We start from the raw sequence: 15,011 nt of genomic DNA on the forward strand, positions 1-15,011 counted from the left end.
ACGGGTGAACCTTTCCGGGGCATCGGCCGTTCTATGGGTCAGGTGGACGGCAGTTTTGCGAATGCCCTCCTTCCCCAGTTTTTCCAGGAGATCGAGATGAATGTCTCTCGCACGGGCTTCTTCAAGTGGGCGGCGGCTGCCGCCGTTGCAGCGGGTGCCCTGTTTGCCGCATCGTCGGCCAGCGCGCAGGTGAGCTGGTCGCTGGGCGTGTCGGTGCCGGGCGTGGCCGTGGGAGTGGCGGCGCCGCCGCCCGCGTACTACGGCCCGCCGCCGGCCTATTACGTGGCCCCGCCCGCACCGGTGTATTACCGGCCGCCGCCGCCGGTGTACTACCGTCCGCCCCCGCCGGCGGTGGTGTACGAGCCGGCGCCGGTCTACTACGGCCCGGGGCCTTACTACTACCGCCACCATCACCACTGGCGCTGAGGGCAGTGGATCGGCTTCACGGCCGGTCCATGCCGCGAATCGAGCCGCCTTTCCGCCTGCCGGAAGGCGGCTTTTTCGTGGGCGCTGCGTACTTTTCGGGCCTGTTCGCTACATCGCCCGGAACAGCGGCGCATAGAGCCGGCTCACCGGCAGCGGCTCATTCGGCCGGCCGCGCAGCGTCAGCTGCATGCGCCCCGCCTCGTCGCGATGGACGGCGTCGACGGCGTCGGCCCGCACCACCACCGCGCGGTGGATCTGCCAGAAGCGCTGCGGATCGAGCTGCGGCAGCAATTGCTTGAGCGGCGTGCGGATCAGGTGCTCGGCATCGGCCGTCAACACGCGCACGTATTTGTCGGCCGCCTCGAAATACAGGACCTCGTCCACCGGCACCATGCGCACGGTCGACCCGCCGGCATTGCTGGCCGCGATGAATTTGAGCGGCGCCGATTCGCCGCGCGGCGGGGAGGCGGCGCCCAGCAGGTCGCGCCACTGCGCCAGTGCCTGCTGCGGCAGGGCCGCGGGCGCGGCCAGGCGCTCCTGCAGCCTGGCGACGGTGCGGGCGAGCCGCTGCGGCTGCACCGGCTTCATCAGGTAGTCCAGCGCCTGCGCCTCGAAGGCGCGCGCGGCGTATTCGTCGTAGGCGGTGACGAAGACCAGTTGCGGCATCGGCGCCTCGTCCGAAGGCCAGCGTTCGGCGACCTCCTCGACGGCGGCCAGTCCGTCCTGACCGGGCATGCGGATGTCCATGAACAGCACGTCGGGGCGCAGCCGCAGCGCCTCTCGGGCGGCGCTCAGGCCATCGCCGACAACGGCCGTCACCTGCAGGGCGGGCCAGGCGCGGGCCAGTTCGACCTGCAGGGACTGGGCGAGCAGCGGTTCGTCTTCGGCGATCAGGGCGGTGGGCATCGGCAGGGCGTGGTCAGGCGGAAGCAGGCAGGGGCAGGGTGACGGTGGCACGGGTGCCGCCGCCGCGCGGTGAGCTCAGCGTGAGCGTGCCGCGCTCGCCATGCAGGGTGCGCAGGCGCTCGCGCACCTGGGTGAGGCCAAAGCCGCCCTTGGAGGTCGCGCCAGTGTCGGAGGGCGGCGAGCCTGCGCCCTCGGCGAGCCCGCCGTCTGGTGTCGCGGCCAGGCCGGCACCCGTGTCGATGACGTCGATGACCAGGTCGTCCGCCTCGCGCCGGGCCAGCACGCGGATCTCGCCGCCTTCGACCTGGGGCTCCAGCCCGTGCCGGATGGCGTTCTCGACCAGGGGCTGCAGCAGCAGCGGGGGCACTGGCACCTCGCGCAGCTCGGGCGGCAGGTCGAGCGTGCAGCGCAGGCGCGGCCCCATCCGCACGGCCATCAGCGCCAGGTAGTCGGCCAGGCGGTCGAACTCCTGCGACAGCGGATGCAGCGTGCTGCGCGAGCCGCCCAGCGTGGCGCGCAAATAATCGTTCAGGCGGTCCAGCATGGCGACGGCGCGCTCGGGGTCGGTGGCGATCAGCACGCGCAGGTTGGCCAGGGTGTTGAAGAGCATGTGCGGCTCCAGCTGGGTCTCCAACAGCTTGAGCCGCGCCTCGCTGGCATCGCGGGCCGCCGCGGCAATCTCGGCGGCCATGGCGGCCGACTTGCCTTTGGCGTGGAAGTAGAAGGAGCCGATGGCGCCGGCCGCCACCGTGATGTACAGGCCGATGATGTTCTTGTTGGCAGGCCCGGCGTCGCTGTCGCCGGGGCCGATCAGCCAGTAGGCCACCTCGTCGCCCACGTAGAAGCCCACCAGGATGCCGCTCACGGTGAGGACCATGCCGCGCCAGCCCTTGGGCCAGCCACGGCCGCCCTCGGGGTTGCCATGGCAGTGGCGCGGATCGACCAGATAACGGCCGGCTTCCATCGTGGCCCAGCAGATCGTGCCGATGCACACCGAATAGACGAGCTGGATCAGGTAGCTGCGCGTGGGCCACATCAGCGTGGTGAACACCGTCACCACGCAGCACAGGGCCAGCACATGCAGGTAATGGCGCAGGAGGCTGCGCAGCAGGACGGTCATCGGCGAGGCGCCGTGGCCCGGCGGCCGGCCTCCAGGTGCTGCATCCGCGGGCTCGGTCATGGCGCCGGCAGTGGTGGCACGATCGCGACGTCCGTCGCGGGGCCGCTCGGCGGGGGGGGCGCGGGCATGGCCGGTGTGGCCAGCCTTGCATTGCGACGCAGCTCTTCCGTCGTCTCGCCGCCCCCGGGCCGCCATCCCGGCGGGCGCCACAGGTAGCCCAGCGCCTCGCCCACCGACTTCGCCCCGCGCAGGTCACGCCACAGTGCGCGCCAGCCGTCGAGTTCGATGGCCAGCAGGTTGTACGAGGTCTGCGGCTTCACCAGGCCGTAGCGCGGCTTCACGTCCTGGCGTTCGGCGATGTAGGTGCCGAACAGGCGGTCGAACACGATCAGCACGCCGCCGTAGTTGCCGTCCAGGTATTCGAGGTTCGACGCATGGTGCACGCGGTGCGCCGAGGGTGTGTTCAGCACCCATTCCAGCGGGCCCAGGCGCGGGATCCAGGTGGCATGGATCCAGAACTGGTAGAGCAGGTTGAGCGTGAACATCAGCAGGATCAGCCGCGGCGGCGCGCCCAGCAGCGGGGCGAGCAGGAAGAAAGCCAGGACGCCGGTGAGCTTGCCCGTCCAGCCGAAGCGGTAGGCCGCCGACAGGTTCAGGTCGTTGGGCGAATGGTGGATGGAATGCGTGCACCAGAACCAGCGCACGCGGTGTGCCGCGCGGTGGTACCAGTAATAGCAGAACTCCTGCAGCAGGAACGCTGCCACCCAGCCCGTCCAGTGGTCCAGCGGCAGGGTGAACAGCCGGTGCGCATACAGCCAGTCCATCCAGCCCACCCAGAAGGCCAGCGGCAGCAGCCAGCGCAGCGGGTATTCGCGCACCAGGAAGTCGACCACCGACAGCCCGGCGGACTTCCAGTCGTAGGCCGGCCCCAGCCCGCGGGTGTGGCGCCACGACAGTACCGCGGCCTCCAGCAGCGAGGCGACCAGCACCGTCACGACGGCGAACTTCAGGATGAGCAGAAGAACGGGCATGGTGGCGCGCTCCGGACGAGGTGTTGGGGAAAGGCCGCCGGCGCTGCGCTCAATCCATCAGGGCGTAGGGGCCGCCACGCTGCAGCGCGCGCTGATAGGCCGGCCGTGCGTGGATGCGTTCGAGCCACGCCATCAGCTTCGGCCGGCTGCCGTCCAGGCCGGCCCGGGCGCGGGCAGCTTCGACCGGGAAGCTCATCTGGATGTCGGCCACGCTGAAGTACGGGCCGGCGAACCAGTCGCGCTGGGCCAGTTCCGACTCCATGAAGTCCAGATGCTGGCGCAGTTGCGGCTGCACGAAGCTGGCCATGGCCTTGTCGGCGATGCCGCGGGCGATGGGCTTGACGAAGAAGGGCATCTTCGCGCCCTTGATGCGGTTGAACACCAGCGTGAGCAGCAGCGGCGGCATGGCCGAACCCTCGCCGTAGTGCAGCCAGTAGCGGCAGCGCAGGGCCTCGGGGCTGCCGGCCTCGGGCAGCAGGGCGCCCGCGGGGTAGCGCTCGGCCAGCGTCTCCAGGATGGCGCCGGATTCGGCGAGCACGCTGCCGTCGTCGAGCGTGACGACCGGCGCCTTGCCCAGGGGATGCACCCGCTTGAGCTCGGGCGGCGCCAGCATGGTGGCCGGGTCGCGCTTGTACTGCACGATCTCGTAGGGAAGCTGGAGCTCTTCCAGCAGCCACAGCACGCGTTGGGAGCGGGAATTTTCGAGGTGGTGAACGGTGATCATGGGGCGCGATGTTGCCTCAGAAAGCATGCGGGGATGGGGCGTCAGCGGCCGGTGCGGGCCAGCCGCTCCCGCTCGCGTTGCACCATGTGTGCCATCACCGGGTTGCCGGGCGCGAAGACCCACACGCCCAGGCCGTGGAAGAACAGGCCCAGGCCCCAGCCCAGCAGCGGAAAGACCGCCCAGTGCCGGCCCTGCGCCAGCGACAGCACGATCAGTCCGAGGTTGACGAGCGCATAGACGGCGGCGTGGGCGAACCAGCCGAGCTTGGCCCGGGCACGGCGATGCGCCAGGGCATCCAGGGAGGCGGAAGACGGTTCGGGGCGCATGATGGATCCGCTTCAATCGTGTGGACGGCGATCAGGCCAGCGATGCCGTGCGGTCGGCGCTGATCGCCAGGCGCCACAGGCGCAGGGCGCCGCCTGCGAAGATGCCGCTGAACAGGCCGTACAGGGCGCTGATGCCCAGGGCGAAGCCGCTGTCCTGCGCCAGGCCGGGATGGAAGACCAGCGTCACGCCGACGACGTACTTGGTCAGGAAGATGCCCATCATCCGCACCAGCGGCCAGGGGCTGCCGGGCAGCAGGAACTCGCGCAGTTCGGGGTCGTACTGGGTGCGCGGCGACAGCGGCCGCGCCTGCATCCAGAAGCCGCTGGCGGCGGCAGCGACCACCCAGGCCACCAGGGCCAGCAGGCCAGCCTGCGAATGGCCGAAGGCCGAGGCCACGCCATAGAGCGCGAAGCCGACCAGCGCCAGCGGCAGCACGGTGACGCCGGCCAGGCTGACCTCGCGCGTCACCAACTGGCGCGCGCCGCGCCAGGCCAGCAGCGCGAAGACGGCGAACACCCAGGTGGGGGTGTGGGCGACGATCTGGAAGAGCATGGAATCGGTGAGCATGGAAACTCCTTGAGTGAGGTCAGGTGGATGAGGGCCGCCGGCAGGCAGGCTGCGATGGGATGGGACTGTGCCGGCGGCCCGGGCCCGCCGCCACCAGCCTGCGATGAACGGCGCCAGCGCGGCGCGAACGGCCGGATGGCGGCGCCAACGGCAGCCGGCTGCGCCGCACACCGACCCTCCTGAAGTCGCCCGACGGGGCGCCGACCGACAGCCGCGAGGCTTTACCACCGCTTTACGGTCGCTCCCACATCGCAGCTACGATTTCCCGCTCTACTCGCGGCACGCCCAGCCGCTCGCTTGCCACGCATCCATGGACCCTCGCCACACTCCCCCTTCCGAGACTTCGAACGCCGCAGAGCCGGTGGTGCCGCCCGCGCGGCCTCCGGGGCGGCGCAGCCGCTGGCTGGGGGGCGCGGCGGTGCTCGTGCTGGTGGCCGGCCTGGTGGGACTGGGCTGGTACCTGGTCCACCGTCCGGCGGCCGAAGGCAGCGCCGGCGTCGGCGGGCCACCGGGCCGCGGCGGGCCTGGAGGCCCCGGGGGGCCCGGCGGTCCGGGAGGGCCAGGTGGCGCGGGCGGCGGCTTCGGCAGCGTCACCGTGGGCAATGCCGTGGTGCGCAGCATGCAGTTGCCGATCACGCTCGACGCACTCGGCACGGTCACGCCGCTGGCGACCGTCACGCTCAAGCCGCAGGTCGGCGGCGTGCTGACCGAGGTGCTGTTCACCGAGGGCCAGACGGTGCGCAAGGGCCAGCTGCTGGCCCGCATCGACCCACGCCCCTACCAGCAGGCGCTGGACCAGGCGCGCGGGACGCGGCTGCGCGACGAGGCACAGCTCGCCGCTGCCCGCGTCACGCTGGAGCGCTACCGCACGCTGCTCTCGCAGGACTCCATCGCCCGCCAGGACGTGGACACGCAGGCCGCGCTGGTGCGCCAGCTCGAAGGCACGGTGGTCAGCGACAAGGCCGCCGAGGCCAGTGCGCAGCTCAACCTCGACTTCACCCGCATCACCGCCCCGGTGGCAGGCCGCATCGGCCTGCGTGCCGTGGACCCAGGCAACTACGTGGCGGCCAATGCGACCACGGGCGTCGCCGTCATCACGCAGATGAACCCGATCGACGTGCAGTTCTCGGTGCCGCAGGACCGTGTGCCCGACATCCAGGCGCAGCAGGCCACCGGGTCCAGGCTGCCGGCCACGGCGCTGGACCGCACCCGCAGCGATGTGCTCGATCAGGGCGTGTTCTCCACGCTCGACAACGTGGTCGACGTGGGCACCGGTACCGTCAAGGCCAAGGCCCGCTTCGACAACACGCAGGCCAAGCTCTTTCCCAGCCAGTTCGTGAACCTGCGGCTCACGCTGCGCACGGTCGATGCGCTGGTGGTGCCGGTGACCGCGGTGCGCACCGGGCCCACCGGCCCTTATGTGTATGTGATCCGCGACGACCGTACGGTGGAGGTGCGGCCCGTCAAGCGCGGCGAGTCCACGCCGGAGGTGATCGCCATCACCTCCGGCCTGCAGGCCGGCGAGAAGGTGGTGACCGAAGGCGGCGACCGGCTCAACGACGGCTCACGCGTTCAACTGCAGGGCGAGCGCCCGGCCACCGGCCCACGCCAGGGCGTGCAACGCCGCCGCGGGGCCGAGGGTACGGGCGCGCCCGCCGCAGGTGCGTCGGCGCCGCAGGCCGGGGCATCGGCGCCCGCTGCCGGCGCGCCTGCGTCCGCCGCCGCCTCGCCTGCGCCCGCATTGCCCACGCCCGAGCAGCGCCAGCGCATGCTCGACAGTGCCCGCGACAACCCCGAACGGCTGGCCCGCATCCAGGCGATGCTCGACGGCCTGGACAAGGGCGATCCCGAGGCCATCGAGCGCTGGCAGCGCCTGCAACAGCGTCGGCGCGAAGGCGGCGGTGGTGGCGGCAGCGGTGAAGGCCGATGAATCCCTCGCGTCCCTTCATCGAGCGGCCGGTCGCCACCGGGCTGCTGATGCTGGCCATCGTGCTGGCCGGCCTGGTGGGCCTGCGCTTCCTGCCGCTGGCGGCGTTGCCGCAGGTGGACTACCCGACCATCCAGGTGCAGACGCTGTATCCCGGCGCCAGTCCCGAGGTCATGAGCCGCACCGTCAGTGCGCCGCTGGAGCGCCAATTCGGCCAGATGGCCGGCCTCAACCGCATGAGCTCGACCAGCGCGGCGGGCGTGTCCATCGTCACGCTGCAGTTCGACCTGGACCAGACCCTGGACGTCGCCGAGCAGCAGGTGCAGGCCGCCATCAACGCGGGCGGTTCCTTCCTGCCCACCGACCTGCCGGCGCCGCCGGTCTATGCCAAGGTCAACCCGGCCGATGCGCCCATCATGACGCTGGCGGTCACGGCCGACACCCTGCCGCTGACCGAGGTGCAGAACATCGTCAACACCCGGCTGGCGCAGAAGATCAGCCAGGTCAGCGGCGTCGGCCTGGTCACGCTGGCGGGCGGCCAGCGGCCGGCCGTGCGCATCCAGGCCAACACCCAGGCCCTGGCCTCGGCCGGCATCGGGCTGGACACGCTGCGCAACGCCATCGCCGCGGCCAATGCCAACGGCGCCAAGGGCAGCTTCGACGGGCCGCAGCGCGCCTACACCATCAATGCCAATGACGCGCTGCTCACCGCGGCCGACTACCAGAAGCTGATCGTCGCCTGGAAGAACAACGCGCCGGTGCGCCTGGCGGACGTGGCCCGCGTGGTCGACGGCGCCGAGAACGCACAGCTGGGCGCCTGGGCCGGCCTCAAGGACGACAAGCCCCAGGCCAACGGAGCGGGCGACGGCACGCTGCGCCAGTCCATCATCGTCAACGTGCAACGCCAGCCGGGCGCCAACGTGATCTCGACGGTGGACGCGATCCGCGCCCGCCTGCCCGAGCTGCAGGCCGCCATGCCGGCCAATGTGCGGGTGGAGGTGCTGTCCGACCGCACTTCCGGCATCCGCGCCTCGGTCGAGCATGTGCAGATGGAACTGGTGCTGGCCGTGGTGCTGGTGGTGCTGGTCATCTTCCTGTTCCTGCACAGCCTGCGTGCCACGATCATCGCCAGCATCGCGGTGCCCATCTCGCTCATCGGCACGGCCGGCGTGATGTACCTGCTGGGCTACTCGCTCAACAACCTGAGCCTGATGGCCATGACCATCGCCACCGGCTTCGTGGTGGACGATGCCATCGTGATGATCGAGAACATCGCCCGCAAGCTGGAGGAGGGCGAGCCGCCCTTCAAGGCCGCGCTCGACGGCGCCTCGCAGATCGGCTTCACCATCATCTCGCTGACGGTGTCGCTGATCGCGGTGCTGATCCCGCTCCTGTTCATGCAGGACGTGGTGGGCCGGCTGTTCCGCGAGTTCGCCGTCACGCTGGCCATCACCATCCTGATCTCGGCCGTGGTCTCCCTCACGCTGGTGCCCATGATGGCCGCGCGCTGGCTGGAGCCCGAATCGAAGAGCGGCGGCCGGCTCGGCCGCACGGTGCAGCGCTTCTTCGACCGCGTCATCGCCCGCTACGACGTGGGCCTGGGCTGGGTGCTGCGCCACCAGGGCCTGACGCTGGTGGTGGCCGTGGCCACGCTGGCGCTCACGGCCCTGATGTACGTGGTCATCCCCAAGGGCCTGTTCCCCACGCAGGACACCGGCCAGCTCAAGGCCCGCATCGAGGCCTCGCAGGACGTGTCGTACGAGCGCATGGCCCAGCTGCAGGAGCGCGCGGCCGCCGTCGTGCTGGCCGATGCCGATGTGCAGAGCGTGAGCTCGGTGGTCGGCGTGGACGGCGCCAGCAACATGGCCCTGAACACCGGCAGCATGCTGATCAACCTGCGCCGCAGTCGCGATGCGCAGGACGTGGTGATGAACCGGCTGACGCAGGCGGTGCGTGCGCAGGTGGCGGGCGTCAAGCTCTACCTGCAACCCACGCAGGACCTGACCATCGATGCCGAATCCGGCCCCACCGAATTCCGCGTGGCGCTGGAAGGTTCGGACACCGCCACCGTCAACGACTGGGCGAAGAAGCTGGTGGCCCGTCTGGGCAACGAGCCGCTGGTGCGCAATGCCACCACCGACGCCGGCGCGCAGGGCCTGGCTGCCTATGTGGACATCGACCGCAACACGGCCTCGCGCCTGTCGGTCACGGCCAGCTCGGTGGACGATGCGCTCTACAGTGCCTTCGGCCAGCGCATCGTCTCCACCATCTTCACCGAGACCAACCAGTACCGGGTGATCCTGGAGGCGCAGCGCGAGGGGCTCGATTCGCCCCAGGGCCTGGGCAGCCTGCAGCTGCGCACCGGCGGCGGCACGGCCACGCCGCTGTCGGCCTTCGCCACCGTGCGCGAGCAGCCGGCGCCGCTGCAGATCACGCGGGTGGCGCAGTACCCCGCGGCCACGGTCGGCTTCGACACCGCGCCGGGTGTGGCGCTGGGCAAGTCGGTGTCGGCCATCCGCGCCGCAGCCAATGAGATCGGCCTGCCTGTCGGCATCAACCTGCGCTTCCTGGGTGCGGCCGGGGCCTACGAGAACTCGCTCACCAGCCAGCTGTGGCTGATACTGGCCGCGGTGGTGTGCGTGTACATCGTGCTCGGCGTGCTGTACGAGAGCTATGTGCACCCGATGACCATCCTCTCGACGCTGCCCTCGGCGGGCGTGGGCGCGCTGCTGGCGCTGATGCTCACTGGCAACGACCTGGGCGTGATCGGCATCATCGGCATCATCCTTCTGATCGGCATCGTCAAGAAGAACGCGATCATGATGATCGACTTCGCCATCGACGCCGAACGCAACGAGGGCAAGCCGCCGGAAGAAGCCATCCGCCAGGCCGCGTTGCTGCGCTTCCGGCCCATCCTGATGACGACACTGGCGGCGCTGTTCGCGGCGGTGCCGCTGATGCTGGGCTTGGGTGAGGGCGCCGAGCTGCGCCGGCCGCTGGGCCTGTCGATCTTCGGCGGGCTGGTGCTGTCGCAGCTGCTCACGCTGTTCACCACGCCGGTGATCTACCTCGCCTTCGACCGGCTGGGCCGGCGCTTCTCGCGCCGACGCCGTGACGAGGATGACGGCGACGGTGGCGCCACGGTCCCTGCGCCGGAGGCCCGCGCGTGAACCTGTCGCGCCCCTTCGTGTTGCGGCCGGTGGCCACGGTGCTGCTGACGCTGGGCATTGCGCTGGCGGGCATCCTGGCCTTCTTCAAGCTGCCGGTGTCGCCACTGCCCAAGGTGGACTTCCCGGTCATCAGCGTCAGTGCCAGCATCGCCGGCGCCAGTCCCGACACCATGGCCAGCAGCGTGGCCACGCCGCTGGAGCGGCGGCTGGGCGTGATTCCGGGGGTGAATGAGCTGACCTCCACCAGCTCGGTGGGCTCCACCCGCATCACGCTGCAGTTCGACCTGGACCGCGACATCGATTCGGCCGCGCGCGAGGTGCAGGCCGCCATCAATGCGGCCCGCGTCGACCTGCCCGCCACGCTGCGCAGCAACCCGACCTACCGCAAGGCCAACCCGGCCGCGGCGCCGGTGATGATCATCGCGCTCACCTCCAGGACGCGCACGCCCGGGCAGATCTACGACACGGTCTCCAACATCGTGAGCCAGCGCCTTTCGCAGGTCGAGGGCGTGGGCGACGTGGAGATCGGCGGTGGCTCGCTGCCCGCCGTGCGGGTGGAGCTGGAGCCCTTCAGTCTCAACCGCCTGGGCATCAGCACCGAGGACGTGCGCGCGGCCATCCAGGCCAACAACGCCAACCGGCCCAAGGGCGTGATCGAGAGCGAGGACCGGCGGCTGCAGATCTACACGCCGTCCCCGGGCCTGCGCGCGGCCGACTACCGCGATCTGGTGATCGCCTGGCGCAACAACGCGGCGGTGCGCCTGAAGGACGTGGCCGAGGTCATCGACAGCGTCGAGAACACGCGCACCCTGGGCCTGTTCAACGGCCAGCCGGCCATCGTGGTGCTGCTGCGCGCCCAGGCCGACGCCAACGTGATCGAGACGGTGGACGCGGTGCGCGCGCTGATCCCCGAACTCAAGGCGCAGCTGCCGCAGGACATCGACGTGCAGGTAGCCTCGGACCGGACGGCCTCCATCCGCTCGGCCCTGCACGAGGTCGAGTTCACGCTGATGATCTCGGTCGCGCTGGTGGTGCTGGTGGTGGGGCTGTTCCTGCGGCGTGCACGGGCGACCATCATCCCGACCGTGGCCACGGTGGTATCGCTACTGGGCACCTTCGGCGTGATGTACCTGCTGGGCTTCTCGCTCAACAACCTGAGCCTGATGGCCCTGACGGTGGCCACCGGCTTCGTGGTGGACGACGCCATCGTGGTGCTGGAGAACACGCAGCGGCACATCGAGAACGGCATGGGCCGGCTGCAGGCGGCGCTGCAGGGTGCGCGCGAGGTCGGCTTCACCGTGCTGTCCATCAGCCTGTCGCTGGTGGCGGTGTTCATTCCGCTGCTGTTCATGGGCGGTCAGGTGGGCCGTCTGTTCCATGAGTTCGCGGTGACGCTGTCGGTGGCGGTGCTGATCTCGCTGGTGATCTCGCTCACCACCACGCCCATGATGTGCGCGGCCCTGCTGCGGGCGGAGGGCTGGTACCAGCGCCGCCCGCCCGGGCCGCTGGGCCGCCGCTGGGCCCCGGTCAGCGCCTGGCTGGGCCGCCAGGGCGACCGTCTGTGGGGCGGCATCCTTCGTGGCTATGCCCGCAGCCTGGACTGGGCGCTGGCCAGCAAGACCATCGTGGTGATCTCGCTGCTGGCGGTGATCGGCCTGAACGTCTACCTGTTCGTCCATGTGCCCAAGGGCTACTTCCCGCAGCAGGACAACGGGCAGATCAACGCCGGCCTGCGGGCCGACCAGAGCATCTCGTCCGTCGCGCTGTCGGCCAAGCTCAAGCAGGCGGTGGACATCATCAAGGCCGACCCGGCGGTGGACACGGTGGTGGGCTTCACCGGCGGCACGCGCGCGGGCGGCGGCTTCATGTTCGTCAACCTGAAGCCGCTGGCCGAACGGGGCGTGAAGACGCAGGTGGTGATCGACCGGCTGCGGCCGCAGCTCAACCAGCTCACGGGCCTGCGGGTCTTCCTCGGGCCGGTGCAGGAGCTGCGCATGGGTGGGCGCTCCAGCAATTCCACCTACCAGTACACGCTGCGCGCCGACAACATCACCGACCTGCGGGCCGCCTCGGCCAAGCTGGCCGCGCGCATGGCAGAGCTGCCGCAGCTGGCCGACGTCGACGGCGAGAGCTCCAACGACAACGGCGTCGAGACCTTCCTGTCGGTGGATCGCGACGCGGCCGCACGGCTGGGCGTCAACACCACCGCACTCAACAGTGCGCTCTACAACGCCTACGGGCAGCGCTCGGTGGCGACCATCTACAACGACCTCAACCAGTACTCGGTCATCATGGAATGGGCGCCGCGCTTCCAGACCTCGCCGCTGGCGCTGAAGGACCTGTACGTGCCCTCCACGCTCAGCAGCACGACCAACGCGGACGGCAGCACGGGCAGCACCTCGCTGCAGGCGAACACCGACACCAGCACCGGCACCTCGACCACCACCTCGGCCAACCCGGGGCAGCGCGGCGCTTCCACCGGGCAGGCGCTGGCGACCAGCACCACGACGCTGGTGCCGCTGTCGGCCTTCGCCACCCTCAAGGAGCGGGCGGTGCCCAGCGCCATCAGCCACGAGGACACCGAGCTGTCGAGCACCATCTCCTTCAACCTGCCCGACGGCGTGACGCTGCAGGAGGCACAGGCGGCCATCAAACAGGCCGAGAACGACGTGGCCCTGCCCATCAACGTGCGTGGCAGCTTCGGCGGCACGGCGCGCGCGGCGCAGCAGAGCGGCAACCAGCAGGCGCTGCTGATCGTCGGGGCCATCGTGGTCATCTACATCGTCCTGGGCATCCTGTACGAGAGCCTGATCCATCCGGTGACGGTGCTCACCACGCTGCCCTCGGCGGGCGTGGGTGCGGTGCTGGCGCTGCTGATGCTGCGCATGGACCTGTCGATCATGGCGCTGATCGGGCTCTTCCTGCTGATCGGCATCGTCAAGAAGAACGCCATCATGATCATCGACTTCGCGCTGGAGGCGCAGCGCCAGCGCGGCCTCACGGCCACCGAGGCGGTGCGCGAGGCCAGCTTGCTGCGGCTGCGGCCCATCCTCATGACCACGCTGGCCGCCATGCTGGGCGCGCTGCCGCTGGCCATCGGCTTCGGCGTGGGCTCGGAGCTGCGCCAGCCCCTGGGCGTGACCATCATCGGCGGCCTCGTCGCCAGCCAGCTGCTCACGCTGCTCACCGTGCCCGTCATCTATGTGCTGATGGACCGCCTGCGTCCGGGCGGTGGCCGCGTGCCGCCCATCGGCATCCACGAACACGCTCCCACCCGATGAAGACCCGCCTCGCCCCTTCTGCCTTCCTCGCGCGCCGGCAGCTGCTGCTGGCGGCGCCGGCAGCCGTCCTGCTGGCCGGCTGCGCCGTGGGGCCGCGCTACGCGCCGCCGTCCGATGCCGCCCCCATGGCCTTCAAGGAGGCGCCGGCCGTGGCCGGCTGGTTGCCCGCCACGCCGGGCGACACGCTGGACAAGGGGCCGTGGTGGAAGCGCTTCGACGATGCCCAGCTCGATGCGCTGGCCGAGCGCGTGCAGTTGAACAACCAGAACATCGCCGTTGCCGTGGCCGCCTACAGCCAGGCCCAGGCGCTGGTGCGCGAGCAGCGCGCCTCGCTGCTGCCGTCGCTCACGGCCAGCGGCAGCGGCCGCCGCAGCGGGCCTGTCCGGAGCAACAGCGGCACGTCGCCGTCCAACAGCTTCTCGGCCGGGCTCACGGCGAGCTGGGACGCCGACCTCTGGGGCCGCCTGCGCCTGTCGGTGGAAAGCGCCAGTGCCAGCGCGCAGGCCAGTCAGGCCGACCTGGCGGCGGCCCGGCTGTCGGCCACGGGCGCGCTGGCCACCAACTACCTGCAGCTGCGCGCGACGGATGCCGAGATCGCGCTGCTGGATCGCACGCTCGAAGGCTACGAGCGCTCGCTGACCATCACGCGCAACCGCTACCAGGCGGGCATCGCGGCGCAGACCGACGTGCTGCAGGCGCAGACCCAGTTGGTCAGCGCGCGTTCGGACCGTGCGGGCCTGGTGCGCGACCGGGCCGTGCTGGAGCATGCGATCGCCGTGCTGGTGGGCGTGGCGCCCGCCGACTTCCGCATCGCGCCGCAGGCCGACTGGCTGCCGGTGGTGCCCGCGGTGCCGCTCAGCCTGCCGGCCGAACTGCTGCAGCGCCGGCCCGACATCGCGGCGGCCGAACGCGCGATGGCGCGGGCCAATGCGCAGATCGGCATCGCCCGCAGCGCCTACTTTCCCAGCCTCAATCTCACGGCCTCGGTCACCGGCAGCGCGAGCCGGGTGGGCGACCTGTTCAATGCCTCGAACCTGCTGTGGGCGCTGGGCCTCTCGGCCGCGCAGACGGTGTTCGATGGCGGCGCCATCGCGGCCCAGGTGGATGCGGCCGGCGCCACCTACCAGGGCGCGGTGGCCAGCTACCGGCAGACCGTACTGACTGCCTTCCAGGCGGTGGAGGACCAGTTGAGCAATGCCGCTGCGCAGGCCGAGCAGGCCGTGCTGCTGCGCCAGGCCTCGGAAGCCGCGGACCTGACGGAGCAGCAGATCCTCAACCGCTACCGCGCTGGCCAGGTGAACTACACCGACGTGGTGACGGCCCAGGCCTCGGCCCTGAGCGCGCGGCGCAGCCTGCTCAATGCCCAGCTGTCGCGGCAGGCCTCGGCGGTGGCGCTCATCCAGGCGCTCGGGGGTGGGTGGGAGGCCGACTGGTTGCGCACGCCGGTAGCCGCGCCGTCCGCACTCCCTGGGGCCACGCGTTGAGCCGGAACTGAGGCTCGCCATGAGCAGACGGTTGCGCGCTGCACCGCT

11 protein-coding genes are annotated in these 15,011 nt (G+C 70.7%); 5 read left to right on the plus strand and 6 right to left on the minus strand.

From position 1 onward, the window contains the following. Positions 1 to 96: 96 nt before the first annotated feature. Positions 97 to 426 carry a hypothetical protein gene (locus tag ACT54X_RS10105; RefSeq protein ID WP_294367414.1) on the plus strand — a complete coding sequence of 110 codons (330 nt, stop codon included), beginning with the start codon at positions 97 to 99 and terminating at the stop codon, positions 424 to 426. Between the two features lie 108 nt (positions 427 to 534). On the opposite strand, the gene ACT54X_RS10110 is transcribed toward ACT54X_RS10105, so the two are convergent. The 6 genes from ACT54X_RS10110 to ACT54X_RS10135 are packed head-to-tail and all read right to left on the minus strand — an operon-like array spanning position 535 to position 5,101. After that, a complete protein-coding gene (locus ACT54X_RS10110; RefSeq protein WP_294367418.1) occupies positions 535 to 1,332 on the minus strand; it encodes a LytR/AlgR family response regulator transcription factor in 798 nt (265 codons plus the stop codon). Positions 1,333 to 1,345: 13 nt separating this feature from the next. After that, positions 1,346 to 2,512 (minus strand): sensor histidine kinase, encoded by a 1,167-nt coding sequence (locus tag ACT54X_RS10115; protein ID WP_476346337.1) that lies wholly within the window; start codon positions 2,510 to 2,512, stop codon positions 1,346 to 1,348. After that, a complete protein-coding gene (locus tag ACT54X_RS10120; protein ID WP_476346339.1) occupies positions 2,509 to 3,483 on the minus strand; it encodes a sterol desaturase family protein in 975 nt (324 codons plus the stop codon). Before ACT54X_RS10120 ends, ACT54X_RS10115 begins: the two co-directional genes overlap by 4 nt. A 49-nt stretch (positions 3,484 to 3,532) precedes the next feature. Further along, complete coding sequence (locus tag ACT54X_RS10125; protein ID WP_294367424.1) at positions 3,533 to 4,207, minus strand: glutathione S-transferase family protein; 675 nt, start codon at positions 4,205 to 4,207, stop codon at positions 3,533 to 3,535. Between the two features lie 41 nt (positions 4,208 to 4,248). Next, the gene (locus tag ACT54X_RS10130; protein WP_294367427.1) at positions 4,249 to 4,533 is read right to left on the minus strand and encodes a 2TM domain-containing protein; all 285 of its coding nucleotides are present in this window, start codon (positions 4,531 to 4,533) and stop codon (positions 4,249 to 4,251) included. A gap of 31 nt (positions 4,534 to 4,564) precedes the next feature. After that, on the minus strand, positions 4,565 to 5,101 hold the full coding sequence (locus ACT54X_RS10135; protein WP_294367429.1) for a DUF6622 family protein: 537 nt from the start codon (positions 5,099 to 5,101) through the stop codon (positions 4,565 to 4,567). Between the two features lie 310 nt (positions 5,102 to 5,411). Here ACT54X_RS10135 and ACT54X_RS10140 point away from each other — a divergent pair, with 310 nt between their 5' ends. From ACT54X_RS10140 to ACT54X_RS10155, 4 genes are read left to right on the plus strand one after another with little or no spacing between them, the layout of a single operon-like run. Then, positions 5,412 to 7,031, plus strand: a complete 1,620-nt coding sequence (locus tag ACT54X_RS10140; RefSeq protein ID WP_354318298.1) for an efflux RND transporter periplasmic adaptor subunit — start codon at positions 5,412 to 5,414, stop codon at positions 7,029 to 7,031. Further along, complete coding sequence (locus ACT54X_RS10145; protein ID WP_476346342.1) at positions 7,028 to 10,198, plus strand: efflux RND transporter permease subunit; 3,171 nt, start codon at positions 7,028 to 7,030, stop codon at positions 10,196 to 10,198. Before ACT54X_RS10140 ends, ACT54X_RS10145 begins: the two co-directional genes overlap by 4 nt. Next, positions 10,195 to 13,479: an efflux RND transporter permease subunit gene (locus ACT54X_RS10150; RefSeq protein WP_476346344.1), complete on the plus strand. Its 3,285-nt coding sequence runs from the start codon at positions 10,195 to 10,197 to the stop codon at positions 13,477 to 13,479. Before ACT54X_RS10145 ends, ACT54X_RS10150 begins: the two co-directional genes overlap by 4 nt. Then, positions 13,476 to 14,963 (plus strand): efflux transporter outer membrane subunit, encoded by a 1,488-nt coding sequence (locus tag ACT54X_RS10155; protein WP_476346346.1) that lies wholly within the window; start codon positions 13,476 to 13,478, stop codon positions 14,961 to 14,963. The genes ACT54X_RS10150 and ACT54X_RS10155 overlap by 4 nt, the downstream gene beginning before the upstream one ends. Positions 14,964 to 15,011: the final 48 nt, after the last annotated feature.

The organism is Pseudacidovorax sp. DMC4, assembly GCF_056314265.1.

Coding starts and splice junctions, on each gene's coding strand:
- ACT54X_RS10105 (WP_294367414.1), top strand. CDS start 97: ATGAATGTCTCTCGCACGGGCTTCTTCAAGTGGGCGGCGGCTGCCGCC.
- ACT54X_RS10110 (WP_294367418.1), bottom strand. CDS start 1,332: ATGCCCACCGCCCTGATCGCCGAAGACGAACCGCTGCTCGCCCAGTCC.
- ACT54X_RS10115 (WP_476346337.1), bottom strand. CDS start 2,512: ATGACCGAGCCCGCGGATGCAGCACCTGGAGGCCGGCCGCCGGGCCAC.
- ACT54X_RS10120 (WP_476346339.1), bottom strand. CDS start 3,483: ATGCCCGTTCTTCTGCTCATCCTGAAGTTCGCCGTCGTGACGGTGCTG.
- ACT54X_RS10125 (WP_294367424.1), bottom strand. CDS start 4,207: ATGATCACCGTTCACCACCTCGAAAATTCCCGCTCCCAACGCGTGCTG.
- ACT54X_RS10130 (WP_294367427.1), bottom strand. CDS start 4,533: ATGCGCCCCGAACCGTCTTCCGCCTCCCTGGATGCCCTGGCGCATCGC.
- ACT54X_RS10135 (WP_294367429.1), bottom strand. CDS start 5,101: ATGCTCACCGATTCCATGCTCTTCCAGATCGTCGCCCACACCCCCACC.
- ACT54X_RS10140 (WP_354318298.1), top strand. CDS start 5,412: ATGGACCCTCGCCACACTCCCCCTTCCGAGACTTCGAACGCCGCAGAG.
- ACT54X_RS10145 (WP_476346342.1), top strand. CDS start 7,028: ATGAATCCCTCGCGTCCCTTCATCGAGCGGCCGGTCGCCACCGGGCTG.
- ACT54X_RS10155 (WP_476346346.1), top strand. CDS start 13,476: ATGAAGACCCGCCTCGCCCCTTCTGCCTTCCTCGCGCGCCGGCAGCTG.